The sequence below is a fragment of the Vibrio sp. V12_P9A6T4 genome, assembly GCF_963874835.1.
Lineage (GTDB): Bacteria > Pseudomonadota > Gammaproteobacteria > Enterobacterales > Vibrionaceae > Vibrio > Vibrio anguillarum.
The window spans coordinates 77,797-96,375 of sequence record NZ_CAWNJO010000038.1 but is presented as its reverse complement, the minus strand read 5'-3'; the positions used below and the strand labels follow the sequence as shown (position 1 = coordinate 96,375).

Sequence of the window (18,579 nt, the reverse complement as noted above, 5' to 3'; positions counted from 1 at the left end):
GAGCTAGAGATGAAAAAAATTATCGTTCTGAGCACCTTGCTATGCTTGAGCCATTCCGCCCTTGCGGGGGAGTGGGACTATCCACTGGCGAAAACGACCATTGCAACGAAAGAGTCGGCTGAGCTGTATTTGAGCTCGCTTTATCCTGATGTTGGGACACTGAAGTTTCGTTATCAAACCGAGAGTTTACTGGGAAATCATTACAACTTTGATGTATGGCAGAACGGCCAATACCAACCGCAAAAAGCGTTAGTGCTCTCGACTGATCAGTCTGGCGTAGTGACGCGCGTGTTCAAAAGTTTGCACAATACAGTCGAGCGAGATGGCGTTGCATTGGTAGCGGCAGAGCTCGAATCGCCCCGCCGATTGATGGCGAATGAACCGCCTTCGCTCTCATCAGGAGATGTGCAGAGCATCAATGTGCGACTTTTTGACCCCGATTTAAGAACCATGGATCAATTTCCTGCGCCAGATTCGGCGTGGAATGACCTTGCTGATTACCCAAACCAGCCGCACTACCAAAGTGTGAATGTCGAGATGTTGCAAAGTGCAGGTAAATATTACTTAGCCAATGAACGAGTACGACAAGTTGATGCCACCGCCATACAGCAACAAGATGATGCCAAGCAGTGGGTTGATAGCGGTGTTGGCTTACTTAGCGCTGAAGACGTGGCGCAATGGAACTCAGATGCTGAAATTCTCTCCATGGAAATGCTTGATGATCGCTTTGTACAGCTGATGGCTTTTTACCATCTTGATCAATCGATTGATTATACCAAACAGCTCGGTTTTTCCTTGTTTAGTGAACCTGTGAGGTTTGATGCGAGAGGTTTATCTAGCAACAACTCTTCTTATTATGTTGGCCCGAAAGCAGTGTTGTTTGGTGTTGGGGGCTCGCCCGATGCATTAGATGCCGACGTGGTTACCCATGAGCTTGGGCATGGAATTCATTATCAAATCGTTCCCGATTGGGCTTATGGACATTCGGGCGCGATTGGTGAAGGCTTTGGTGACTATTGGGCGGGTTCGCACAGTTTTCGCCGCCAGTATGCACAAGGAAAAGCGTTCGAAATTGACACCGTGTTTAATTGGGATGGCTATTTTGGTACTCGTATTTCGACACGCAGTTTGTGGAATCAGCGGGCAAAATATTTTGCATCCGCAGAGTATCGAGCGCATGAAAGTGTAGCAGGTGAGTTGGGTGATGAATTGTGGTCTACCCCTTTATTTCAAGCGCTGAAACAGGCCGTGAATGAGTACGGTCAAGAAGCGTTTGCTGAATTTGACCGTATTGTTCTTGAATCAATGTACGGCTTAGGTCGTGGTCTAAAAATGCATGATTTGAGTGAAAGCATGCTGTATACCGCCAAACAGCTGTACCCGCATCGCGCTTATGATGCGATGCTATTACAGCAATTTAAGCAACATAACTTAGTCCAAGAACCCTTCAAATTCCTGTTGGAACGTCGATTTGTGGTGCCAACGGATCCGCTGAACGTGCACATTCAGGCCACGGATCGCCAAGCAAGTTTACAAACGGTAGCCACTTTGCAAGGTGAAACCGTTACTTTCGCTAGCGAAAAATTCCAGCAGCAGCAATGGAGCATCGCGCTGCCAACCACCTACACCTGCGGCGTCAAACAGACTCTACTATTTGAATCGAGTTATCAATATCAACCGTACCTTGCGATGCAATCTGACAAGCAAACTTTATCGTTTATCGTGGGTAAGCCACAGCTTGCAACGCCGCCAGTGGCGATACATTCAGTATTGAAAGACGCCAGTATTGACGGTACAGACACGGTTACGTCCGGATTTAAGAGCTATGGCTTGACGATCGATGTTGGCAACGCATTGATTGATGAAGATTTTGTGGTTCGCCTGCAGTTATCGCACCCAGAGCTACAAGAGCTGCGCGTTACCTTAATTTCACCCGCAGGGACACGCGTCGAATTACTCAACCAAGCACCATCGGCCATCAATGGTTTTGATGACTATTGGGTGCTGGCACATGATGCCATATTGGGCTCTTTACAAGGCGAAGCCTTAAGCGGCTACTGGCGTTTGGAAGTAGTTGACTACAACCCGGGAAATTCCGGCACCTTGATTGAATGGGGGGTAGGTCGCCTAGCGGGCTATCAATGCCCTCAACCTGTGACCAACGCACTTTCACCTGAAACAGGTGGCGGTTCGACTTCACTGCTCTTATTACTTCCTCTCGCGGCATTCGCCATAAGACGACGTAATTTGTTGGCTATTTTTTCACTTAAACTGAAGAACACATAACTATGCACTTAAGACTTTCAACACTTTCGCTGGCACTTTTACTGGCTGGTTGTGGTGGCGGTGGAAGTGGAGATGTAGCTAATACATCTTTACCCAGCCATAAAATTAGCGGGCAAATTCAAGCGCAAAACGTCGCACTTGATGCCACTGTCTGCATTGATTCTAACCAAAACTTTGCCTGTGATGTGGGCGAAATCAGCACGCAAGCCGATAGCCAAGGGCGCTACACCCTCACGAGTGACAGCACTCAAATCTACCGTTTTCCTATTGTGGCTGACGTTTCTACTGGCATTAGTGTCATGACGAGAAGTCGCCAAACCAGCCAATCATCGATCCTGATTGCGCCGGCGCTGGGCAAAAGCAGTGGCAACATTCTCAACGGTGTGAGTTCTATTTTTGCCGGCATTATGCTGGATGGAAATACGGAGAAAGAAGCGAATCGCTTGCTGGCCGAGCAGCTTTTGCAATTGGGCGTTGAAGTGAATGGTGATATTTCACAAAACTTTAGCCACACAGCATTAGCAATATTGGATGCCAATGCTGTCGTGTTGCTCCAAAAAGCGAAAGCAAGTGAGCGAATTGATTTGCTGGCAACGCTTGGGCAAACCATGGCAAAAAACACACCACTGATTGCCTCTGAGATCGTTTCTGGCGAAAAGATGACCGAATATGCTAATACATTGATGGCGCAAGTATCGGAAGTGCGACCTCTGCAAGACACGGGCATTATTCAGTTCTATTCCGATCAAGGCGCACAAGCGCGGGCTGATGCTGATTATCCCGGTCAAGACGCTGAATATGGCCTAGATATTACCGCCAAAAATGGTATGACGCGTAAGAGCTTTGCGTTCATCAAATTAGATGCGGCTGGCAATGAACTTGAGGCAGACGCGAGCGATTGGTCATGCGTTAAAGATGTTTACAGTGGACTTATTTGGGAAGTGAAGTCAGAAGATGCCGCGTCTTTGAACTATAAAGAACGCTTGTTTGCATTAGAAATTGCCGACAAGTTTATCCCTTTTACGAAAGATGTGGTGGCCGCTTCGTGTCAGAAGGCAGGAGATGCCATTTGCACTACGCAAGATTACGTCAATCGTATCAATCAAGATAAATTGTGCGGGTTACAAACGTGGCGTTTACCGACCAGTAGCGAGCAATACATGATGCTCGATTTAGGTGAAGTGGGTGACGATGCAGTTGGTTTCAACAAAGACTATTTCCCGCATCAGCCGCAGAACACCGAATTTTTTGATGGGCATACGTGGACTTCTGGCATTGCTTATCTCAATACCTCTCAATTTCAAAGCGATGGTTCGATGCAATATCTTTACACGGCGCTGTCTGGTGCAACTAAAGGGGAACGTAGCCCAATTGAGCTCTACTCCAGCAGCACAGCGGCGGACAATGACCCGTCTTATGTCTTGCCGATTCGAGTTGTTGCAACCAAGGAGAACAACCAATGAAATCTCATTTAATCGCGGCTTCTTGCTTGATCTTTTCTGCTGTCGGCGTTGCCCAAGAGTGTTCTCCTGATATGACAAAAAGCGCACCCAATACGCGCTATGTCTACAGCGAGCAGGGGACGATCAAAGATAAGCTCACTGGCTTAACGTGGATGCGTTGCCAAGTTGGTAAAACATGGAACGCCGCTACGGAGCAGTGTGATGGCGAAGCGACCGGGTTTCGTTGGCAAAGTGCTTTGCAAGAAGTGGCGGCAATCAACCATCCTCAAAGCCGACATGCATTGCACCAATTTGCCAGCCAAGCTGAATGGCGATTGCCGAATATTAAAGAGTTAGTGTCATTGACTGAAATGGCGTGTTTTGGCCCAGCGATGAATAGCAGAGCATTTGCCCAAGGCTTTAAGTATGAGACAGGTAATATCTTGTCGTATTTATGGAGCCAATCACCCCATCTAGCGAGTGCTCAGGTGTGGTCTTTTGATTCCGTCAATGGCGAAATTTACCACTATGCACCGAACTTTGAATTTGGTGTTTTGCTGGTGGCTGAAGAATAAGTGTTATGAAATGACGCCACTTACGCTGTCAGGGAAACGATCAGTCATGTCATGTTGACATGACTGATTCTCTAACCAGAGTGTTCAAAAAATTAGCTGGTTTTATCATGGGTGATCAATCTGTCGACATGGATAGATGTCATGAGTGATCAAAACCCAAGAAGTACCATTGTCATCATTGATGACATTTCTGCTGGTCATTGAGCAACGAAGTGATTGGTGTTCCATGATCGGGTAGTTGCGCGCCGAAGAAAGCACAGACCGTCGCACCGACATCAGACAGTGTTGTGCGCAGCCCAATAGATATAGCTTGTTTACCCTTTTGATAACACAGTAGTGGTACTTGTTCACGGGTATGTTTAGTGTGACCGATGAATGGGTCGTTACCGTGATCGGCCATGACGATTAATACATCCTTTTCATTCATGTTCGTAATAACGTCTTTTAAGCCTTCGTCGGCTTTCTCCAAAACGGTCCAGTATTGTTTAGGATCTTGTTGGTGACCTGCAAGATCGGTTTCTTGAATGTTGGCGCAGAAAAACCCCTCCTTTTCGATACACAAATCACGAATAAGAAAACGAAATATTTGGTTTGTATCAACGAGCGAGGTGTACGAACAACCATGCGGATTTTGTACGATATCGGCCACTTTACCATAAAGCCAAGTTTGGATATTACGCTGATGTAAGTACCAAGGAACTTGGGTTTTTGCATCCACGCCATAGCCTAAGTGCGCCACCTGAAATCCCTCACTGTATACCCCGCTACTGGGTGTATTAATGCCGATATACTTTTGCCCATTAGTCGGGTTTTGTTTCACTTCAACAGCACTTAAGATTTGATCCATAGTGATACCGCACCCAGAGCCGCCAAATGCAATATTGCGACTCACGGAGTTGGCTTTACGCACCACGGCAGCTATTGCCAGCAAGGATTCAAATGTCACTCGGTTAAAGTTACAAGTTAAGTTATAAACTTGCCCCAAATCCGCTTCAAGATTGTCACCAATCACCACCCCTTCATTGACGATCAACAGTGATACTTGTTGTATTGTGTGGCGATTGACGCGATAGCCTTGTGCGAGCAAAGCCGATTCAATATCGGGCAATGCTACTTGAAATGGTTGGATAAGAGGGGCAGTTGGACGAGTGCCCATAATTTCTTGGTGCCCCATAAAGGTGTCGCCCCCCTCGTGGGCTAAGTTTGCACGCCCGGTATTTGCCTGCGGGTTTATCTCCATGACGGATTGTGGGCTGGCAATAATATTTTGCAATCCCAATCTTTCTAAGGTGGGCAAGCGTTTCAACGCAAAATGAGCAAGTAACTTACCCGCGGTATTCGCACCACAGTCTTGTGGCCTAACCAGCGGTACATCCGCCATTTCACCGACACCAAAGCCATCAAGTACAACAACGATAAATTTTGCCATATTAAACCTCATTACCTAAAGCATCATATAGGCCGATTAACTTGGGATTAGGCGTGGAAACGCCCTGCACTAATGCCACATCACTACGGGTTACAAAAACTTGTGTTCGATACGCCATCACAACCGGAGAACCGATAGGATGAAGACCGGGGATGCGTAAGTGGTAGTCGATGCTGTCCGTATCATCATTGAATACAGAGACCCGTTCACAGCTGTCACCGCTATAAACTCGAGCGTTTTCCAACTGCCCGCGCCGATAGTACCCTCCGCCGAAGCAATAACTGTCGTTAGCGAACTGGTGGGAGATCTCGCTTAAATAAAGTAATGCGATTGATTCTGCTTGGGGCTGCGTAGCATTAGCGGGTGTGGTGCCAGTGAATGCATGACCGGGTTCTCCATGGGTGCAGCCATATTGAGCCAGCAATGGTAGGGTCTCTATACTGGTGGAAGAGGGCGCATTGACTTGCTCACATTCGATGCCTAAATTGGCTAAAGCTTGCTTAGCATCAATAAGCGTTGTGAGGTTCGGTGTTGGCTCTGTTTTCCCTAATGTTTCATCGTATAAAAAACAAGGAAAATGTGTCACACCTGCGATGTAAACTCCGGGCATGTTTTGAATCGCGCGCACGACGTCGGCAGCTTGCTCCAACGGAAATCCCGCTTCTTGATTGACGTACAGCTTGTCGCGACTGTGGAAAAACTTTAATAACAAACCTTGTTGCCGATTGGAGGCTATGGCCGCATCCGATATTTGTTGCGCTTTTTCAAGGCTATAAATGGTCATTACTTGTGGTTTGATCTGAGCAACCAAAGACCGAATCATATTGCTAGGTGGTTGAACTAAGTGCCCAACGTTAGCAATGGGTAAACCGTGTGCCGCCATCATTCTGGCCTCTTTATAATCGACACACACAATCCCTTCATAGCCACATTGCTCTATTAACAAGCGGGCGATTAATGGGTTGCGGCCAAACTGTTTAGTCATGGCGTAAAGGCATATGCCCAACCTGTCAGCGACCTCCTTCATGCGTTGAGCATTATTGAGCAATTGGTCGACATCGATAACGGTGGTGTCTGGTTGTAACTTACCTTGCTTAAAGAGTGTCAGTGCCGCCGTGATTAAATCTGGATTTTGTTTTTCTAAAGCGTCTAAAAACATATTCTCCCCTTTTTAGGCATGAGCTGATCCTGCACATTATTTGGTAATGCGCATGCTTAATAACAAAATAAACGTAAAGAGTAAGTGTGCTATATAACGCTGAAGAACAGCCCGCCTAAATACAGTATCAAAATAAATTAAGATTAGTTAAGCGTCTCATTACAAAGCAAATAACCCAATAACATAAAGAATATTTAAAATAACCCCAGTGAGAATAGCGGCAACCGCTGGCGCTGCAATTTTAAGGACTGGCCGTCCCATGACTTCGTTTAAGAAAAATAACATCGCGAAAATAGTAAAACCTGTAGTTGAGCCCATTTTCATCACCGCCAATACGCCACCAATTAATAATGCAAACTCCATTAATGTATTCATTGAATTACGTATATTGTCTGATGCATTTCGAATCGATGGGAATTGTTCCAAGAAACGACCAATGCCACGAAGTAAGAAAATTTCGATACAAATGGTTATGGCTCCAAGGACAGCCGCGACGGGCATATTAGGAGCTAAATAACCGACGACGAATACAAATGTCATCCCAACCACGCCGTAAACGCCAGTCGCCAGTGCCGTAGTGGCAATCAGCGGAATAAAGCCGAGGCCACGCATGAATTCCGATAATGCCACTTGTTTCATTGCGGTATCGTGAGCCGCTGGGTCGGTGATTTTATAAGCTTCAGCGAGTGAATAAATAGAAACTTCAGATCCCGCGAAAATACCACCATTTGAAACCGCAGCAATTAATGCCCCTGTGACTGCAAGAAATGGCAGGTTTTTTACGATACGTTTAGTCCGCTCTTCAAATAGGCCATGTAAACCAGACATATCTGGTGCTTCAATGCCTTTTTTACGATCGGATATATCTTTTTGAATTGCGAAAAATACCAGCATTAACATGCCGATAAAAATCTGAATTGATTCTGGATAAATCCCCGTAAACTTCATCACCATTAATCGAGAAAATAGGATGACGACTGCCGTAATTGCCCCGGCTTTCCAGCCGAATTGATAAAATATCGCAAGCAATGGGAACAGGGCAAAAGCCGACATGACGGGAGTACCCAGCTCACCGAGTGCGCCCAATGCATCGACGGGAAGGCCCGTTAAGACGGCATTAACACCAGCAAGCGAAGTGACAACCAACACACCCCATAAACCACCCGCCGCGGCAGCCAGCCAACGGCTACCAATCATTACGCCTAAAATGTCTGTTGGTAAGAAAAGCAGCCAAGGGTTGAGTAGGCCCGTTGATAAAGTGAATGAAATCCCCACTGATGCCACAAAGCCAATCGATAGGCCAAAAGCGACGGATCCCGCTTCTCGGCGAGTCATATTGCCTTCAACCAATTGGGGCAGAATAGGCCGGATCCCATCATGAAAAACCGCCGCGCTCATGTTGGCGATTAAAGCTGTCATTGCACATAAGGTTGCAACGAGTCCAATATGCATAATATCCATAGGTTGCCTTTACTTTTTAGCGAGTAAGTTTGCGAGCATGGGTATAGCATGCTCAATGTGTTCAATGGAGAGTCCAAATGCAACGCATCCACGTTCAATAAACTGGGTCACTTCAGTTTCCTTGGCCTTAATCGCAGGTTTAGCGATAGTGCAGCTTTGACCAAAACCGATAATAGCAATGGCCATGGCTAATGCGCCTCCGGCGCCGGTATTACAGCAACCAATGAAATAGTCCATTTCCCCCGCTTTCACTTTCAGTGCGGCTTCCATGTCGCTCAGAATATGGCATTCAAATATGCCCGGTTCAGAGAGTTCAATCTGTGCTCGGATTTGCTCTCGTTGCAAACCCGCGATGGCGATTTTTTTCATGTTTTGTCCTTTTTATTTTAATGAGCACAAGTGCTCTTTATCCAAATAAGCGTGCAGGGTTAGTTTGTAACATTGTGCTTATTTGCAGATCACTGATCCCATGCTGCTTGAGCAAAGGAACAAATTCATCGATTAGATAGCTAAACCCAAGGCCACCATTTGCCTTTAGATGGGAGCGACGTGTAATGTCCATCGACAACATGATTTGGCCAACATAACCCCGTTCACATAAGGTTTTTAGTGATTGAGCACGACGCGTATCGGGGTAATAGCTGTTTTTACCAATGGTATCGAATTGGATATAGCAACCTTGATCGAGCATCCACTGGATATCGTCCAAGTTATCGCGGAGATCGCAGTGGCCGACAGTGAGGTTTTCCATTTCAACACCGCAACTTTTCAGCAGATCAATCTGCACTTTGCCCATCGTACTCATCGACTGATGAGTTGAAATCGGTCGACCTGTTTCTAAATGAGCAATCGCCGCCGCTCTAAAGACTTTCTGCTCGGTATCACTAAAGCCATTTTCACTGCTACCGATCTCGCCAATCACACTCGCCTTGAGGGATGAATCCTCGATACCCACTTCAATTTCCTTAATCATCTGTTTTGCCATTTGCTGGGTATCCATGGTGTAGAGAAAATCGGGGAAGAAACCTTCGATATAAAATCCAGTGGCCAGCAACACATTCATTCCAGTGTCGTCGATTAAATTTTCAATAAAATGAGGATTTCTACCCATAAAAGCATTAGTGACTTCGATGATATTTCTCACCCCACGAATTCGCAGCTCTTTCATCTCATCACACAACAACTCATATTGATCCAGACGGCAATCAAGGTTGCCTTTTTGTGGGGATAAATCGATATGTAAATGTTCATGGCAGTAGGTGTAACCAGTGCTGTCAATCATCGTTCACTCCTGAGTTTCATCGTGTTGCGCCGCGAGATAAAGAGCATAAATATTTGCGATGAGAAAACTTTCCTCGGTGGCAGGGACGGTACTTAAACTCATCGCATTGAGTGTTTTTTGATGAATATCGATGACCGATTGAATCCCCGGATCGTCATAGATTTCATCGAGTAGTTCGCTATCAAGCCCTTCAGCTACGGCTTCACCTTGCCAAATTCGATCCGCAGCACGCGATAAATGGGTGAGGGCCATTTGGTATTGCTCATTGTCATGAGGCAAACCCAGTTGACGGTCCATCATGGCGATAACTTGTAAACATCCATCATAAGCACGCTGGCTAATTACATTAGCATGCAGTAAAAGTGCAAGGCGCTGTTCCATATCTGTCCTTTTGCGATTATTTGTAATAAGCATTATGTGTGGTTAAACAGGGTCAATAGCTGGGAGTAATTTCCCCATTGACGACGGCTCGTTGATGCTTAATTAGTTGATCCATCCGGATCAGTTTTCTGAGCAAGGTCGTTATGTGAGTAGAAGCTCCATTCGCCAAGATCACCGCTTCGGATGCATCCCGACAAGCAGGAAGATCACTGAGTGATTTCTCATCTAAACCATATTTCTCCATCTCAATCGCTTCAGGTAACCAAACCACGGCATCAATATCGCCATTCGTTAAGTGGATGAGACTTTCGCCATAATGGATTTCTACAATTTCAATGTTTTTATCCTTAAACGATTGGTGAGTAAGAATTTTTTGGTCAGGAGAGTCTGGGTCAACACCAACTCGGCGTATCTGGTCATAGCCTCCTTTTTTAAAAATGAGACGGTGTTCATGCGAGTAAGAGTGGACCCCTAAAGTCATGGCCGTTACTAGCCCATTGGCTAGCTCTTTTGCTGCCAATTTCGACATAATGGCAATATCATAAGTACCATTTCTGAGGCATTCTGCGCGTACGCTTGCCCCGCGCATATGTGCAAAGTAGAGCGGCAAATCTCCAATTTGAGCTTTCAACCCACTTGCTAACCCTTCGTAATGACGGGTATAAGGCAGCGGCATCGCACATACGACATTGTTTATCCCAGCACAAGCCACTAGTTCACGGTAATTCAATTGAGTAATAAAGGTGCCGTTGCGCCCTTGTTTTGAAAGTATCACTGCATTGCGATGCTCTATGGTTGTTAAGGCTTTCTGAATAAATCCTACTGATACGCAAAATTCCTCAGAGAGTGAATCAATCGTTCTAAGACGGTCACCTTCTGTCGTTGTCATCAAGTATTGGGCGATGTTCATGATCGCCGTACCTTCTTTATTGATGTATTGAGTTGGCATAATTTTTATCTTCAATATTTTGAAGATAAACTATCAGCCGAGGAGTAAAACAAAAAGGAGTGGGTGGGAGAAATGTGAATTACCTCGAATAACTTTTTCTTATTTATGTCAGCTTATAGATGGTTTTGATCTTTTTATCTGGGATATTTCCAGATTTCAGGTTGATCTTGGCTGTTTTTACACATCCATTCCATTCGAAATAAATTACCACTGTGGATAGGTGAATAATTTGATGCAGTCAGTAGATGGAGAATTCAAACAGCTTCCAAATAAGGAAGCTGTTTGAATAAGTAAACAGCCTGTTTACTCGGTTAGTTCAAGAAAATAGCCAGTTGTGATAGCGCTCCAGCGCGAAGCACACCATCGGCCGTATCTTGCGGTGCGAGAAAGGTTGTGTGTGTACCACTGTCCATTTTTACGAAGACTTTAGACGTATTAGTGATTACATCAGAGGGTACTGCGTTGGCTAATCCCAATAGTATTGCTAGGGGTTCGGTGCCTGCACGTGTATTTGTGACATTGTTAGGTACACTCTCGTCTCCCGCCACTTGCAATAAATAAGTAGGGATTGTCGCGGTTCCACCACTGATTAGGTAACTTGCGTTTGTGTATGGATCCATAGTATCGAGCAAGGTTTGAGTCGCGTAGGTAAATTGATCCAACTGACTTTGCAGTGCCGCTTTGTCTGAAGCAGAGGCTGTGTTTTCAAACGTGGTGTAGCAAACTTTCTCTGTTAACCCTGGACAGTATTGGTCGGCGAATGCTTTGTATTTGGGGCTCGCACTTAAGGCGAGATTATGTTTAATGAGTGGGCCATAGTTTGCTGAACCCATTAACAAGTTACCGATTTGACCACCTGAGTTTGCAATGGCCATTCCAGAGAATTTATACAGCGCATCACCACTAGCATCACCGATAGTGCGGTTCGCGTTCGCGACAGCGCTTAAGCCGACGATTCCTCCCAATGAGTGGCCAAGGAATTTTGGTGGTGTCGTCGCGGTATTGTCTGCGTTTGCTAATTGGGAACCAACAAACAACCCTGCACTTTGTGAGTAAGTAATGGCCGCACGCAGCCCCATGATATCTAAGATACTCTGACGCGTGTTGTCACGAGCGACGGCCAAGTTGTTCAAATTGAGGTACGCTAGAATATCGGCATTAGCTGAGCGCTGTGCATCTAAACTGCGAGCACCATGCAGTGGTTGATCAATGGCAATCACGGCGATACCAGCATTGGCTAAATGTGCTGCTGTGAAGTACGCATCTTCTTTAACAGAAGTTATACCGTGTTGGTAAATCACGATCGGCCAGTTTGTTCCCGCGTTAGGAGTAAACAGTAAGAAATCAACGTCTTCTAACGATTTCACCTTAGGTACAGGGCTATAGCGTGTAATGATGCGCTGAGGATCGAGTGGGCTGCCATCAGACTTTGTGAGGGTCAATCCCACTAGCTTAAGCTGTTCACTTGGGCTGGTTGCTAGTTGAGTCACGTCGATATTGTTAGCAATGAGCTGATTGGCGATGGTGGCTTTTTCATTGTCATCTGCCAAAGCATTTTTAATCAAGGCTAAACTTGGCATTGCTGATTCAAACGGCTGTGAGTTCCAGTTGCTTCCTTTCTCTAAATAATAAGGGAGCTTAACCGTTCCAGTCGTGACATTAACGTTATAACTGCTGGTTGTGTATTCATTTTCAATAAACGCTTTAGCGGTTGTTTTTTCTGCGCCAATGTAAGTTTGAAAATTTGCATCGTTATTAAGTGCGGTTACAAAATCGGTTGTAGCACCAAAGCTCATGGTGTAAGCGGCGCTCAAATTAAGGTTGTTTGGGTTCGCACCTTGCTTCCAAATGTTGCCAATATCTGTCGTTGCAAGGCCTGCGGCGGTGGCGCCTTTCACACTGTAAAGTGTCTGACCAACAGATTGAGTACTAAACCACGTTGAATAAATAATCTTGGTTTGATCCACCCCTGCCAAAGCGAAAATGCTTTCCACGCCTTGGGTCACTTTTTGTAATGCCCCTAGCTTATCATCGGTATAGATTTTCACTTTGGACTTCAACGCGGCGTAGCTGCTGGATGTGCCTGCAATATTGCCATTTACATCGGTAATCTCATCTGTCACGGCTAAAATATATTCACTGGCAGGGTTGAGCGCTTTGTTTGGCACGATCGCAATTTTATCGCTGCTGGCACTGGCGATGGCAGCAAAGTCGGTGTTCAATGTCAGCACATTTTTAACCGCTGGGCTGCCAATCATACTGTCGGTCAGCTCAATTAAATAAATACCGTTAGAGATAAGACCGTCAGCCAATCCTACGCCTTCAAAGTCTAGAAACAGTGGCATTGATGTTGACCAACCATCCATGGTGCCCATAGCGGCGACTGGATTGGTTAAGGCGTCATCACCCTTGGTTGGAATTTCTAACGTGCCGTCTTTGGCATTCATGAGTGCAAAAGAGGGCAGTGGTACATTTGCGTTTGCGCCACTGAGCGTGAATTTTATGCTGGTGTCGCGTTTTAACGCGTCTTGAATGTAGGCTTCGTAAGTGGGTGTTGTGTTTGCTCCCGAACTGCTCGTTTCATCACCACAACCGACTAACCATAACGCAGAGCAGAGCAGCGATATTTTGAATGTTGTTTTAAGCATGACTTATCCCTGAGTTTAGTTGAATGTGTAGTTAAGTTGAATAGCGCTAAGGTAAGCAGTCCCTTGCGATTCAAACGTCAATGTTTCATTGAGTTTGTTGGTTTCGGTAAACGTGCCGCTTTTACTTTTCACCAGTGCAAAACCCGCATCAATGGATAGCGAGTCGCTGATCACGTAGCTCACGCCCGCTGAATACCAATAACGGTCGCTATCTGGAATACTCAATGTGGCTTCGCCAGCTTGTTCATCAAAAGCAAAACCGGCGCGTAATGTCCAAGTCGAGTTTAATTGATAAGTTGAACCCAATGACCAACGGCCACTGTCTTCATACTTTTCAGACTTATAAAAACACTCTCCGTTGGTACATTGTGATGATGTTGCCTTTAACTCTTTGAATGAACTCCAGTCGGTACGTTGGTACCCGTAATGCAACGCCACGCTATCCGTGAGTTGGTGAAATGCGGAAACTTCCCACATCGCAGGTAGCGTGATTTTTAAACGTCCTTCAACAACAGCGTTTGTTGCAACACCTGAGCTATAGCTTGAAAACTCACCATCATCAAAATCCAGATCAACAGCAGAGCGGTAAGCAAAACCGACACGGTGGTTTTGGTTGAACTCATATAAGCTACCTATGTTCCAGCCCAAAGCTATGGTTTCGCCAGTCATTCCGACTAGGTTGTCAGAGGCAGAGCCGCCAGTAAATACGGCTAAAGCACCTTTATGTCGTGTCAGTTTTGCTTCGGCATAGACGAGGTTAATACCCGCAGCGAGACTAAGCTGTTCGTTAACACGGTAGGCAATATTCGGGTTTAAATTGACAGAAAGAAGAGAAGTATCGCCTGCAAGATCGCCTGCATAAATATCATTAGGGTAGTCTGTAGCGACGCCGTAAGTAGTGAATATTCCCATCCCCCAAGCCCATTGTTCATTGATTGGACTGACGTAGTAAGCCGCGGGAACTACTTGCAGTGGTGCAACATCGTTCATTTTCTGTTGGTTTTTCACATCATATACATCAACTTCTGGGTCAACGATGGACAGTGCACCAGAAAACTGTGTTGTATCAAACCGTGTCATGGCTGCGGGGTTGTGAGCAATCACACTCGCGTTATCGGCCACCGCTCCTTCACCAGAGAAAGCACGTCCTAGCCCTGAGGCTGAATGCTCTGCCACTTGGAAGCCTGCAGAGTGAACATTAAACGCTGTCAATATTGATAGCGCGAGTAGCGTGCGGGGTTTGATGATCATTCTCGACCTCCTAAGGCCTTGTTATGGTAATGGCATTGCAATGCGAGATGTTAATTTTGTGTTATTGATATGTCAAAGAAAATGATGTCTTTATTTCAATTAGCGGCGAATGATAGTGTGTAAGTATTTGTAAATCAAATGAAAAGTTGACAGTTTTGGTATGACCAGTAGGGTTGTGCTTATTTGGCAGGGTAATTGGTTTAGCTTGTGCTAAAGTTAATTTTTATGCTTCAACACGTTCATAATATTGATGTTTTGGTGGGTGAGTTTAAATTATTTGACCAAAAAAATGGTGAAGAAACAGAGGCAGTCACTATGGTGTTTGCAACTACCTCTGTGGTGGGTTTAACGGCCAACAAAAGCAATAACGACACGGTCATTATTTAACGTTCTAGAGAACAGATAGGCATTTTGCTGTTCAATCTCATGATGAATACCTGCGCCAATGGCAGGGTGCGATTGACGAAATTGGCCTAGCGTTTGCCAATGCTTCAGCAGCGCTTGTCGCTCTTCATCCAGTGACCACACCATGTCAGAGCGTGTGCCTTGGTGAAAATCATCGGCGTAAGGGCCAACTTGACGTGCGACTTCATCACCGTAGTAAATTTGCACCGCACCCGGTGCGAGAAGCAATGCATTGGCGGCATTACGCTGCATTTCAAAGGAGTTAAAACGGCTAAAAAACAGCTCGGTATCGTGAGAAGAGAGGTAGCTCACGGGGGTAAAATCTGGGTATTTCGCTAGCGTTTGCGCGTAGTCGCGGTACACCATCGCCATTTGGCTTAAGCAGGCTGCGCCTTTATCGACTCTTTTTTGCATATCAAAGTTGATCAGTGCATCAAAGCCATCATCAAAATAGGGGCTGCGGTAAGCTGAATGGCCCCATACTTCGCCCATCATCCAAAAGGGTTGCCCTTGCTGCCCGTTTTGCTCGCGCCAAGCTTCTAAACTGCGTGATGCCTCGCTTTTTAAGCGTCGCCATACCTCGCCTTCCACATGTTTTACTGTGTCGACGCGGTAACCATCAATACCAAAGCGTTTAACCCAATCGGTTTGCCACTCAATTAAGTAATCGGCAACGCTATACTGTTCGCGCGCTACCACGCGAGTGCCGGGGTTATTAAGTAGCCACTGCGGCGGCGTCACCGCTTGTGTTGATTCAGTGCGAAAATCCGGTAAGCCGGCCAGCGTCATCGTGATATCGCTAGATCCGGGTTTCTGGTAGCCGGGCAACCCAGCGCGAACCCAATCCTTGCCCCACCACTGCGACCAGTTGGCGCTTTGATAATCAATGGATTGATTGTAGCTGTGCCAGTTTTCTTCAGCTTTCGGCATCCAATCAACCCATTTTTTCGGTAAATTTTGGGGATTAACCACCTCAATCTGATCAAATTGCAGGTCAGCCAAGGTGGCGTAGCCGGAATGGTTGAGCACCGCATCGAGCAAGATTTTTATGCCTCGTTTATGCGCTTCCGTGACCAGCGTTTTGAGATCCTCCTCATCACCAAAATTTTGATCGATCTTGGTAAAATCACGCGTCCAGTAACCGTGATAGGCATAAAAAGGGAACGAGCCACTGTCACCACCGCCGACAAAACCGTGCACCTGTTCCACAATCGGCGAAAGCCAAATCGCGTCGGTGCCTAAGCTTTTGATGTAATCGAGTTTGGCAATCACACCTTTTAGGTCGCCACCGTGGAAAGTGCCCACTTCTTCTTTGCCATCTTTTTTACGGCCATAGCTATTGTCGTTACTTGGGTCACCATTGTTGAATCTGTCCACCATCACAAAGTAAATCGTGGCATTGCGGTAGGTAAAGGGTTCGCTGGCGGCATCCGTTGCGGGGGCAAGCAGCACCAATCCACCACTGGTTGGTGACGGCATTAAGGTGACTTGGCTATTTTTCACGCTGAGGATTTGGCCGGTAAATGTCTCTTTTAGTAGTGTGCCATCGGGGAACGTATTGCCCAGTTGTAAGGTCACTTCGCCGCCTTGGTACTGCTCGCACGAAACACTCGGTATCGGCCGTTTAAATTTGCTCGTAGTGGATTTTTTGGCTTGGCGGACAAAGGTTAAGGTCTGCTGCTCGTCATCATAAGCGAAGGCGTAATCGCCAGTGAAACGTATCGTCAGCGGCAGTTCGGTTTCTTGCCCACAATTGAGAGCAATGGGCGCGTTGAATTTGATGCTCTGCTGAGCTGGCGCGCTGCACTGGCCCTCAATCCCTGACACTTTTATTGTGTAGCTTTCTTTGGTCAAGGGAATGACTAAAGGCGTTTTCGCATCCAGCGGAAAGTCGCGGCTAGTCGTGGTGGTCGAAATGGTCAGATTGGGCGCGGCAAACACAACAGGCGCGGCAGCGCAAAGTGCGAGTGTTAACGTGGAGAATTTCATGCTCTATCCTTGGCCTTCATGGGTTAGGGTGATTCGTTTTTGCATTATCGTCAGTCGCTGTAGGGCGAGGTGCTTCATCGCTAACAATAAAAGCAGAGAGAGAAGTTGACATCATTCTTGTGCCTAAGCCTTAAGAATTTGGCGTTGATCACAAAGCATGGCTTGGGGGCGTAGAAGCGATGAATTTTCCAGCGATATAAATTGTCAACGTGTAGTGAATCTCACAACTTCGGCGCGTAATCTTAACTTATTCGGTAGATTCATTGAGCCGTCATCGAAACCTGCTTAGGATGACGGCAATTAAGTCAAAGGAGACAACCAATGGTTGCTAAAGTAACAATCGCGCCGCAAGGGCCAGATTTTTCAGAGCTAGTACAAGGTTACTGGCGTTTGGCAGATTGGGGCATGACGCCACAACAGCGTTTAACGTTTTTAAAACAGCACATTGAATTGGGCATTAGCACGGTTGACCATGCGGATATTTACGGTAACTACCAGTGCGAGAAACTGTTTGGTGAAGCCTTAGCACTGGAGCCCGCGCTGCGCGAGCAGATCCAAATCGTCACTAAGTGCGACATCAATTTGTGTGGCGAAAAAACGCCGCAGCGTAAGATAAACCACTACGATACCAGTTCTGCGCATATCTATCAGTCGGTCAATAATTCGCTGGAACGACTTGGTGTGAGCGAAATCGATCTGCTGTTGATCCACCGCCCAGATGCCTTGATGGATGCCGATGAAGTCGCCGAAGCGTTTTCTGAACTGCGCAAAGTGGGCAAAGTGAAGCACTTTGGTGTGTCGAACTTCAGCCCGCGCCAGTTTGAACTGCTGCAATCTCGCCTAGGTAAACCGTTAGTGACCAACCAAGTGGAGATGAACCCGCTCAACTTCGATGTGGTGCACGATGGCACTTTGGATCATTTGCAAACGCAGCGCATTCGCCCAATGGCTTGGTCTTGTTTAGCTGGTGGCGAGATTTTTAACGGCCAGACTGAACAAGCCCAACGCGTGCGCAGTGAGCTAGAAGCGATCGCCCAAGAGATCGGCGCAGACAGTATTGATCAGGTTATTTACGCTTGGGTACTGCGTCTACCTTCTAAGCCGCTGCCGGTTATTGGCTCTGGTAAGATTGACCGCGTCAAAGCGGCAATTGCTGCGCTTGATTTAGAACTGACCCGCGAGCAGTGGTATCGGGTTTGGGTCGCCGCCAAAGGGCATGGCGTGCCATAGAGCGGATGTTTTTTGGAACAGGTGCTTTTTAGAACAGATGCTTTTGAAAACAGATGTTCTTGCCCCGCGATACGCTTTTCGTATTGCTATTA

15 protein-coding genes are annotated in these 18,579 nt (G+C 46.4%); 5 read left to right on the top strand and 10 right to left on the bottom strand.

Translation table 11 applies throughout. The features are described from left to right. Positions 1–9 precede the first annotated feature (9 nt). Genes AACQ42_RS04515 through AACQ42_RS04505 form a run of 3 tightly spaced genes read left to right on the top strand, consistent with a single transcriptional unit; the run spans position 10 to position 4,303 of the window. On the top strand, positions 10–2,286 hold the full coding sequence (locus tag AACQ42_RS04515) for a proprotein convertase P-domain-containing protein (RefSeq protein ID WP_094165651.1): 2,277 nt from the start codon (positions 10–12) through the stop codon (positions 2,284–2,286). 2 nt (positions 2,287–2,288) lie between these two features. Beyond that, complete coding sequence (locus tag AACQ42_RS04510) at positions 2,289–3,749, top strand: Lcl domain-containing protein (RefSeq protein ID WP_094165650.1); 1,461 nt, start codon at positions 2,289–2,291, stop codon at positions 3,747–3,749. After that, positions 3,746–4,303, top strand: a complete 558-nt coding sequence (locus AACQ42_RS04505; RefSeq protein WP_094165649.1) for an Lcl C-terminal domain-containing protein — start codon at positions 3,746–3,748, stop codon at positions 4,301–4,303. The genes AACQ42_RS04510 and AACQ42_RS04505 overlap by 4 nt, the downstream gene beginning before the upstream one ends. Before the next feature lie 175 nt (positions 4,304–4,478). Here AACQ42_RS04505 and AACQ42_RS04500 read toward each other — a convergent pair whose 3' ends face one another. The 9 genes from AACQ42_RS04500 to AACQ42_RS04460 form a co-directional block, all read right to left on the bottom strand. Then, positions 4,479–5,732, bottom strand: a complete 1,254-nt coding sequence (locus AACQ42_RS04500) for a phosphopentomutase (RefSeq protein WP_176429672.1) — start codon at positions 5,730–5,732, stop codon at positions 4,479–4,481. A gap of 1 nt (position 5,733) precedes the next feature. Further along, positions 5,734–6,891 carry a YhfX family PLP-dependent enzyme gene (locus AACQ42_RS04495; protein ID WP_013868381.1) on the bottom strand — a complete coding sequence of 386 codons (1,158 nt, stop codon included), beginning with the start codon at positions 6,889–6,891 and terminating at the stop codon, positions 5,734–5,736. A 159-nt stretch (positions 6,892–7,050) separates the two neighbouring features. Then, the gene (locus AACQ42_RS04490; protein WP_094123394.1) at positions 7,051–8,352 is read right to left on the bottom strand and encodes a YhfT family protein; all 1,302 of its coding nucleotides are present in this window, start codon (positions 8,350–8,352) and stop codon (positions 7,051–7,053) included. Between the two features lie 9 nt (positions 8,353–8,361). Further along, positions 8,362–8,721, bottom strand: coding sequence for a DUF2620 domain-containing protein (locus AACQ42_RS04485; protein ID WP_094126712.1), 360 nt, complete (start codon positions 8,719–8,721; stop codon positions 8,362–8,364). Positions 8,722–8,758: 37 nt separating this feature from the next. Beyond that, complete coding sequence (locus AACQ42_RS04480; RefSeq protein WP_094123395.1) at positions 8,759–9,634, bottom strand: phosphotriesterase-related protein; 876 nt, start codon at positions 9,632–9,634, stop codon at positions 8,759–8,761. Between the two features lie 3 nt (positions 9,635–9,637). Continuing rightward, positions 9,638–10,015, bottom strand: a complete 378-nt coding sequence (locus AACQ42_RS04475) for a hypothetical protein (RefSeq protein WP_228209306.1) — start codon at positions 10,013–10,015, stop codon at positions 9,638–9,640. A 52-nt stretch (positions 10,016–10,067) separates the two neighbouring features. Next, on the bottom strand, positions 10,068–10,964 hold the full coding sequence (gene yhfZ / locus AACQ42_RS04470) for a GntR family transcriptional regulator YhfZ (protein WP_026028897.1): 897 nt from the start codon (positions 10,962–10,964) through the stop codon (positions 10,068–10,070). A gap of 311 nt (positions 10,965–11,275) precedes the next feature. Continuing rightward, positions 11,276–13,612 carry a VolA/Pla-1 family phospholipase gene (locus tag AACQ42_RS04465; protein WP_094165647.1) on the bottom strand — a complete coding sequence of 779 codons (2,337 nt, stop codon included), beginning with the start codon at positions 13,610–13,612 and terminating at the stop codon, positions 11,276–11,278. Positions 13,613–13,627: 15 nt separating this feature from the next. Beyond that, positions 13,628–14,863, bottom strand: a complete 1,236-nt coding sequence (locus AACQ42_RS04460; RefSeq protein WP_017049246.1) for an outer membrane protein transport protein — start codon at positions 14,861–14,863, stop codon at positions 13,628–13,630. Positions 14,864–15,088: 225 nt separating this feature from the next. Here AACQ42_RS04460 and AACQ42_RS04455 point away from each other — a divergent pair, with 225 nt between their 5' ends. Beyond that, positions 15,089–15,250: a hypothetical protein gene (locus AACQ42_RS04455; protein ID WP_017049245.1), complete on the top strand. Its 162-nt coding sequence runs from the start codon at positions 15,089–15,091 to the stop codon at positions 15,248–15,250. On the opposite strand, the gene AACQ42_RS04450 is transcribed toward AACQ42_RS04455, so the two are convergent. Then, positions 15,209–17,257, bottom strand: a complete 2,049-nt coding sequence (locus tag AACQ42_RS04450; protein ID WP_094165646.1) for an alpha-amylase — start codon at positions 17,255–17,257, stop codon at positions 15,209–15,211. The genes AACQ42_RS04455 and AACQ42_RS04450 overlap by 42 nt on opposite strands. A 321-nt stretch (positions 17,258–17,578) precedes the next feature. Between AACQ42_RS04450 and AACQ42_RS04445 the strand changes: the two genes are divergently transcribed. After that, positions 17,579–18,487, top strand: coding sequence for an aldo/keto reductase (locus AACQ42_RS04445; RefSeq protein WP_088733142.1), 909 nt, complete (start codon positions 17,579–17,581; stop codon positions 18,485–18,487). Positions 18,488–18,579: the final 92 nt, after the last annotated feature.

Excerpts from the sequence above, each read along its gene's own strand:
- AACQ42_RS04515 (WP_094165651.1), top strand. The coding sequence starts at position 10 with ATGAAAAAAATTATCGTTCTGAGCACCTTGCTATGCTTGAGCCATTCC.
- AACQ42_RS04510 (WP_094165650.1), top strand. The coding sequence starts at position 2,289 with ATGCACTTAAGACTTTCAACACTTTCGCTGGCACTTTTACTGGCTGGT.
- AACQ42_RS04505 (WP_094165649.1), top strand. The coding sequence starts at position 3,746 with ATGAAATCTCATTTAATCGCGGCTTCTTGCTTGATCTTTTCTGCTGTC.
- AACQ42_RS04500 (WP_176429672.1), bottom strand. The coding sequence starts at position 5,732 with ATGGCAAAATTTATCGTTGTTGTACTTGATGGCTTTGGTGTCGGTGAA.
- AACQ42_RS04495 (WP_013868381.1), bottom strand. The coding sequence starts at position 6,891 with ATGTTTTTAGACGCTTTAGAAAAACAAAATCCAGATTTAATCACGGCG.
- AACQ42_RS04490 (WP_094123394.1), bottom strand. The coding sequence starts at position 8,352 with ATGGATATTATGCATATTGGACTCGTTGCAACCTTATGTGCAATGACA.
- AACQ42_RS04485 (WP_094126712.1), bottom strand. The coding sequence starts at position 8,721 with ATGAAAAAAATCGCCATCGCGGGTTTGCAACGAGAGCAAATCCGAGCA.
- AACQ42_RS04480 (WP_094123395.1), bottom strand. The coding sequence starts at position 9,634 with ATGATTGACAGCACTGGTTACACCTACTGCCATGAACATTTACATATC.
- AACQ42_RS04475 (WP_228209306.1), bottom strand. The coding sequence starts at position 10,015 with ATGGAACAGCGCCTTGCACTTTTACTGCATGCTAATGTAATTAGCCAG.
- yhfZ (WP_026028897.1), bottom strand. The coding sequence starts at position 10,964 with ATGCCAACTCAATACATCAATAAAGAAGGTACGGCGATCATGAACATC.
- AACQ42_RS04465 (WP_094165647.1), bottom strand. The coding sequence starts at position 13,612 with ATGCTTAAAACAACATTCAAAATATCGCTGCTCTGCTCTGCGTTATGG.
- AACQ42_RS04460 (WP_017049246.1), bottom strand. The coding sequence starts at position 14,863 with ATGATCATCAAACCCCGCACGCTACTCGCGCTATCAATATTGACAGCG.
- AACQ42_RS04455 (WP_017049245.1), top strand. The coding sequence starts at position 15,089 with ATGCTTCAACACGTTCATAATATTGATGTTTTGGTGGGTGAGTTTAAA.
- AACQ42_RS04450 (WP_094165646.1), bottom strand. The coding sequence starts at position 17,257 with ATGAAATTCTCCACGTTAACACTCGCACTTTGCGCTGCCGCGCCTGTT.
- AACQ42_RS04445 (WP_088733142.1), top strand. The coding sequence starts at position 17,579 with ATGGTTGCTAAAGTAACAATCGCGCCGCAAGGGCCAGATTTTTCAGAG.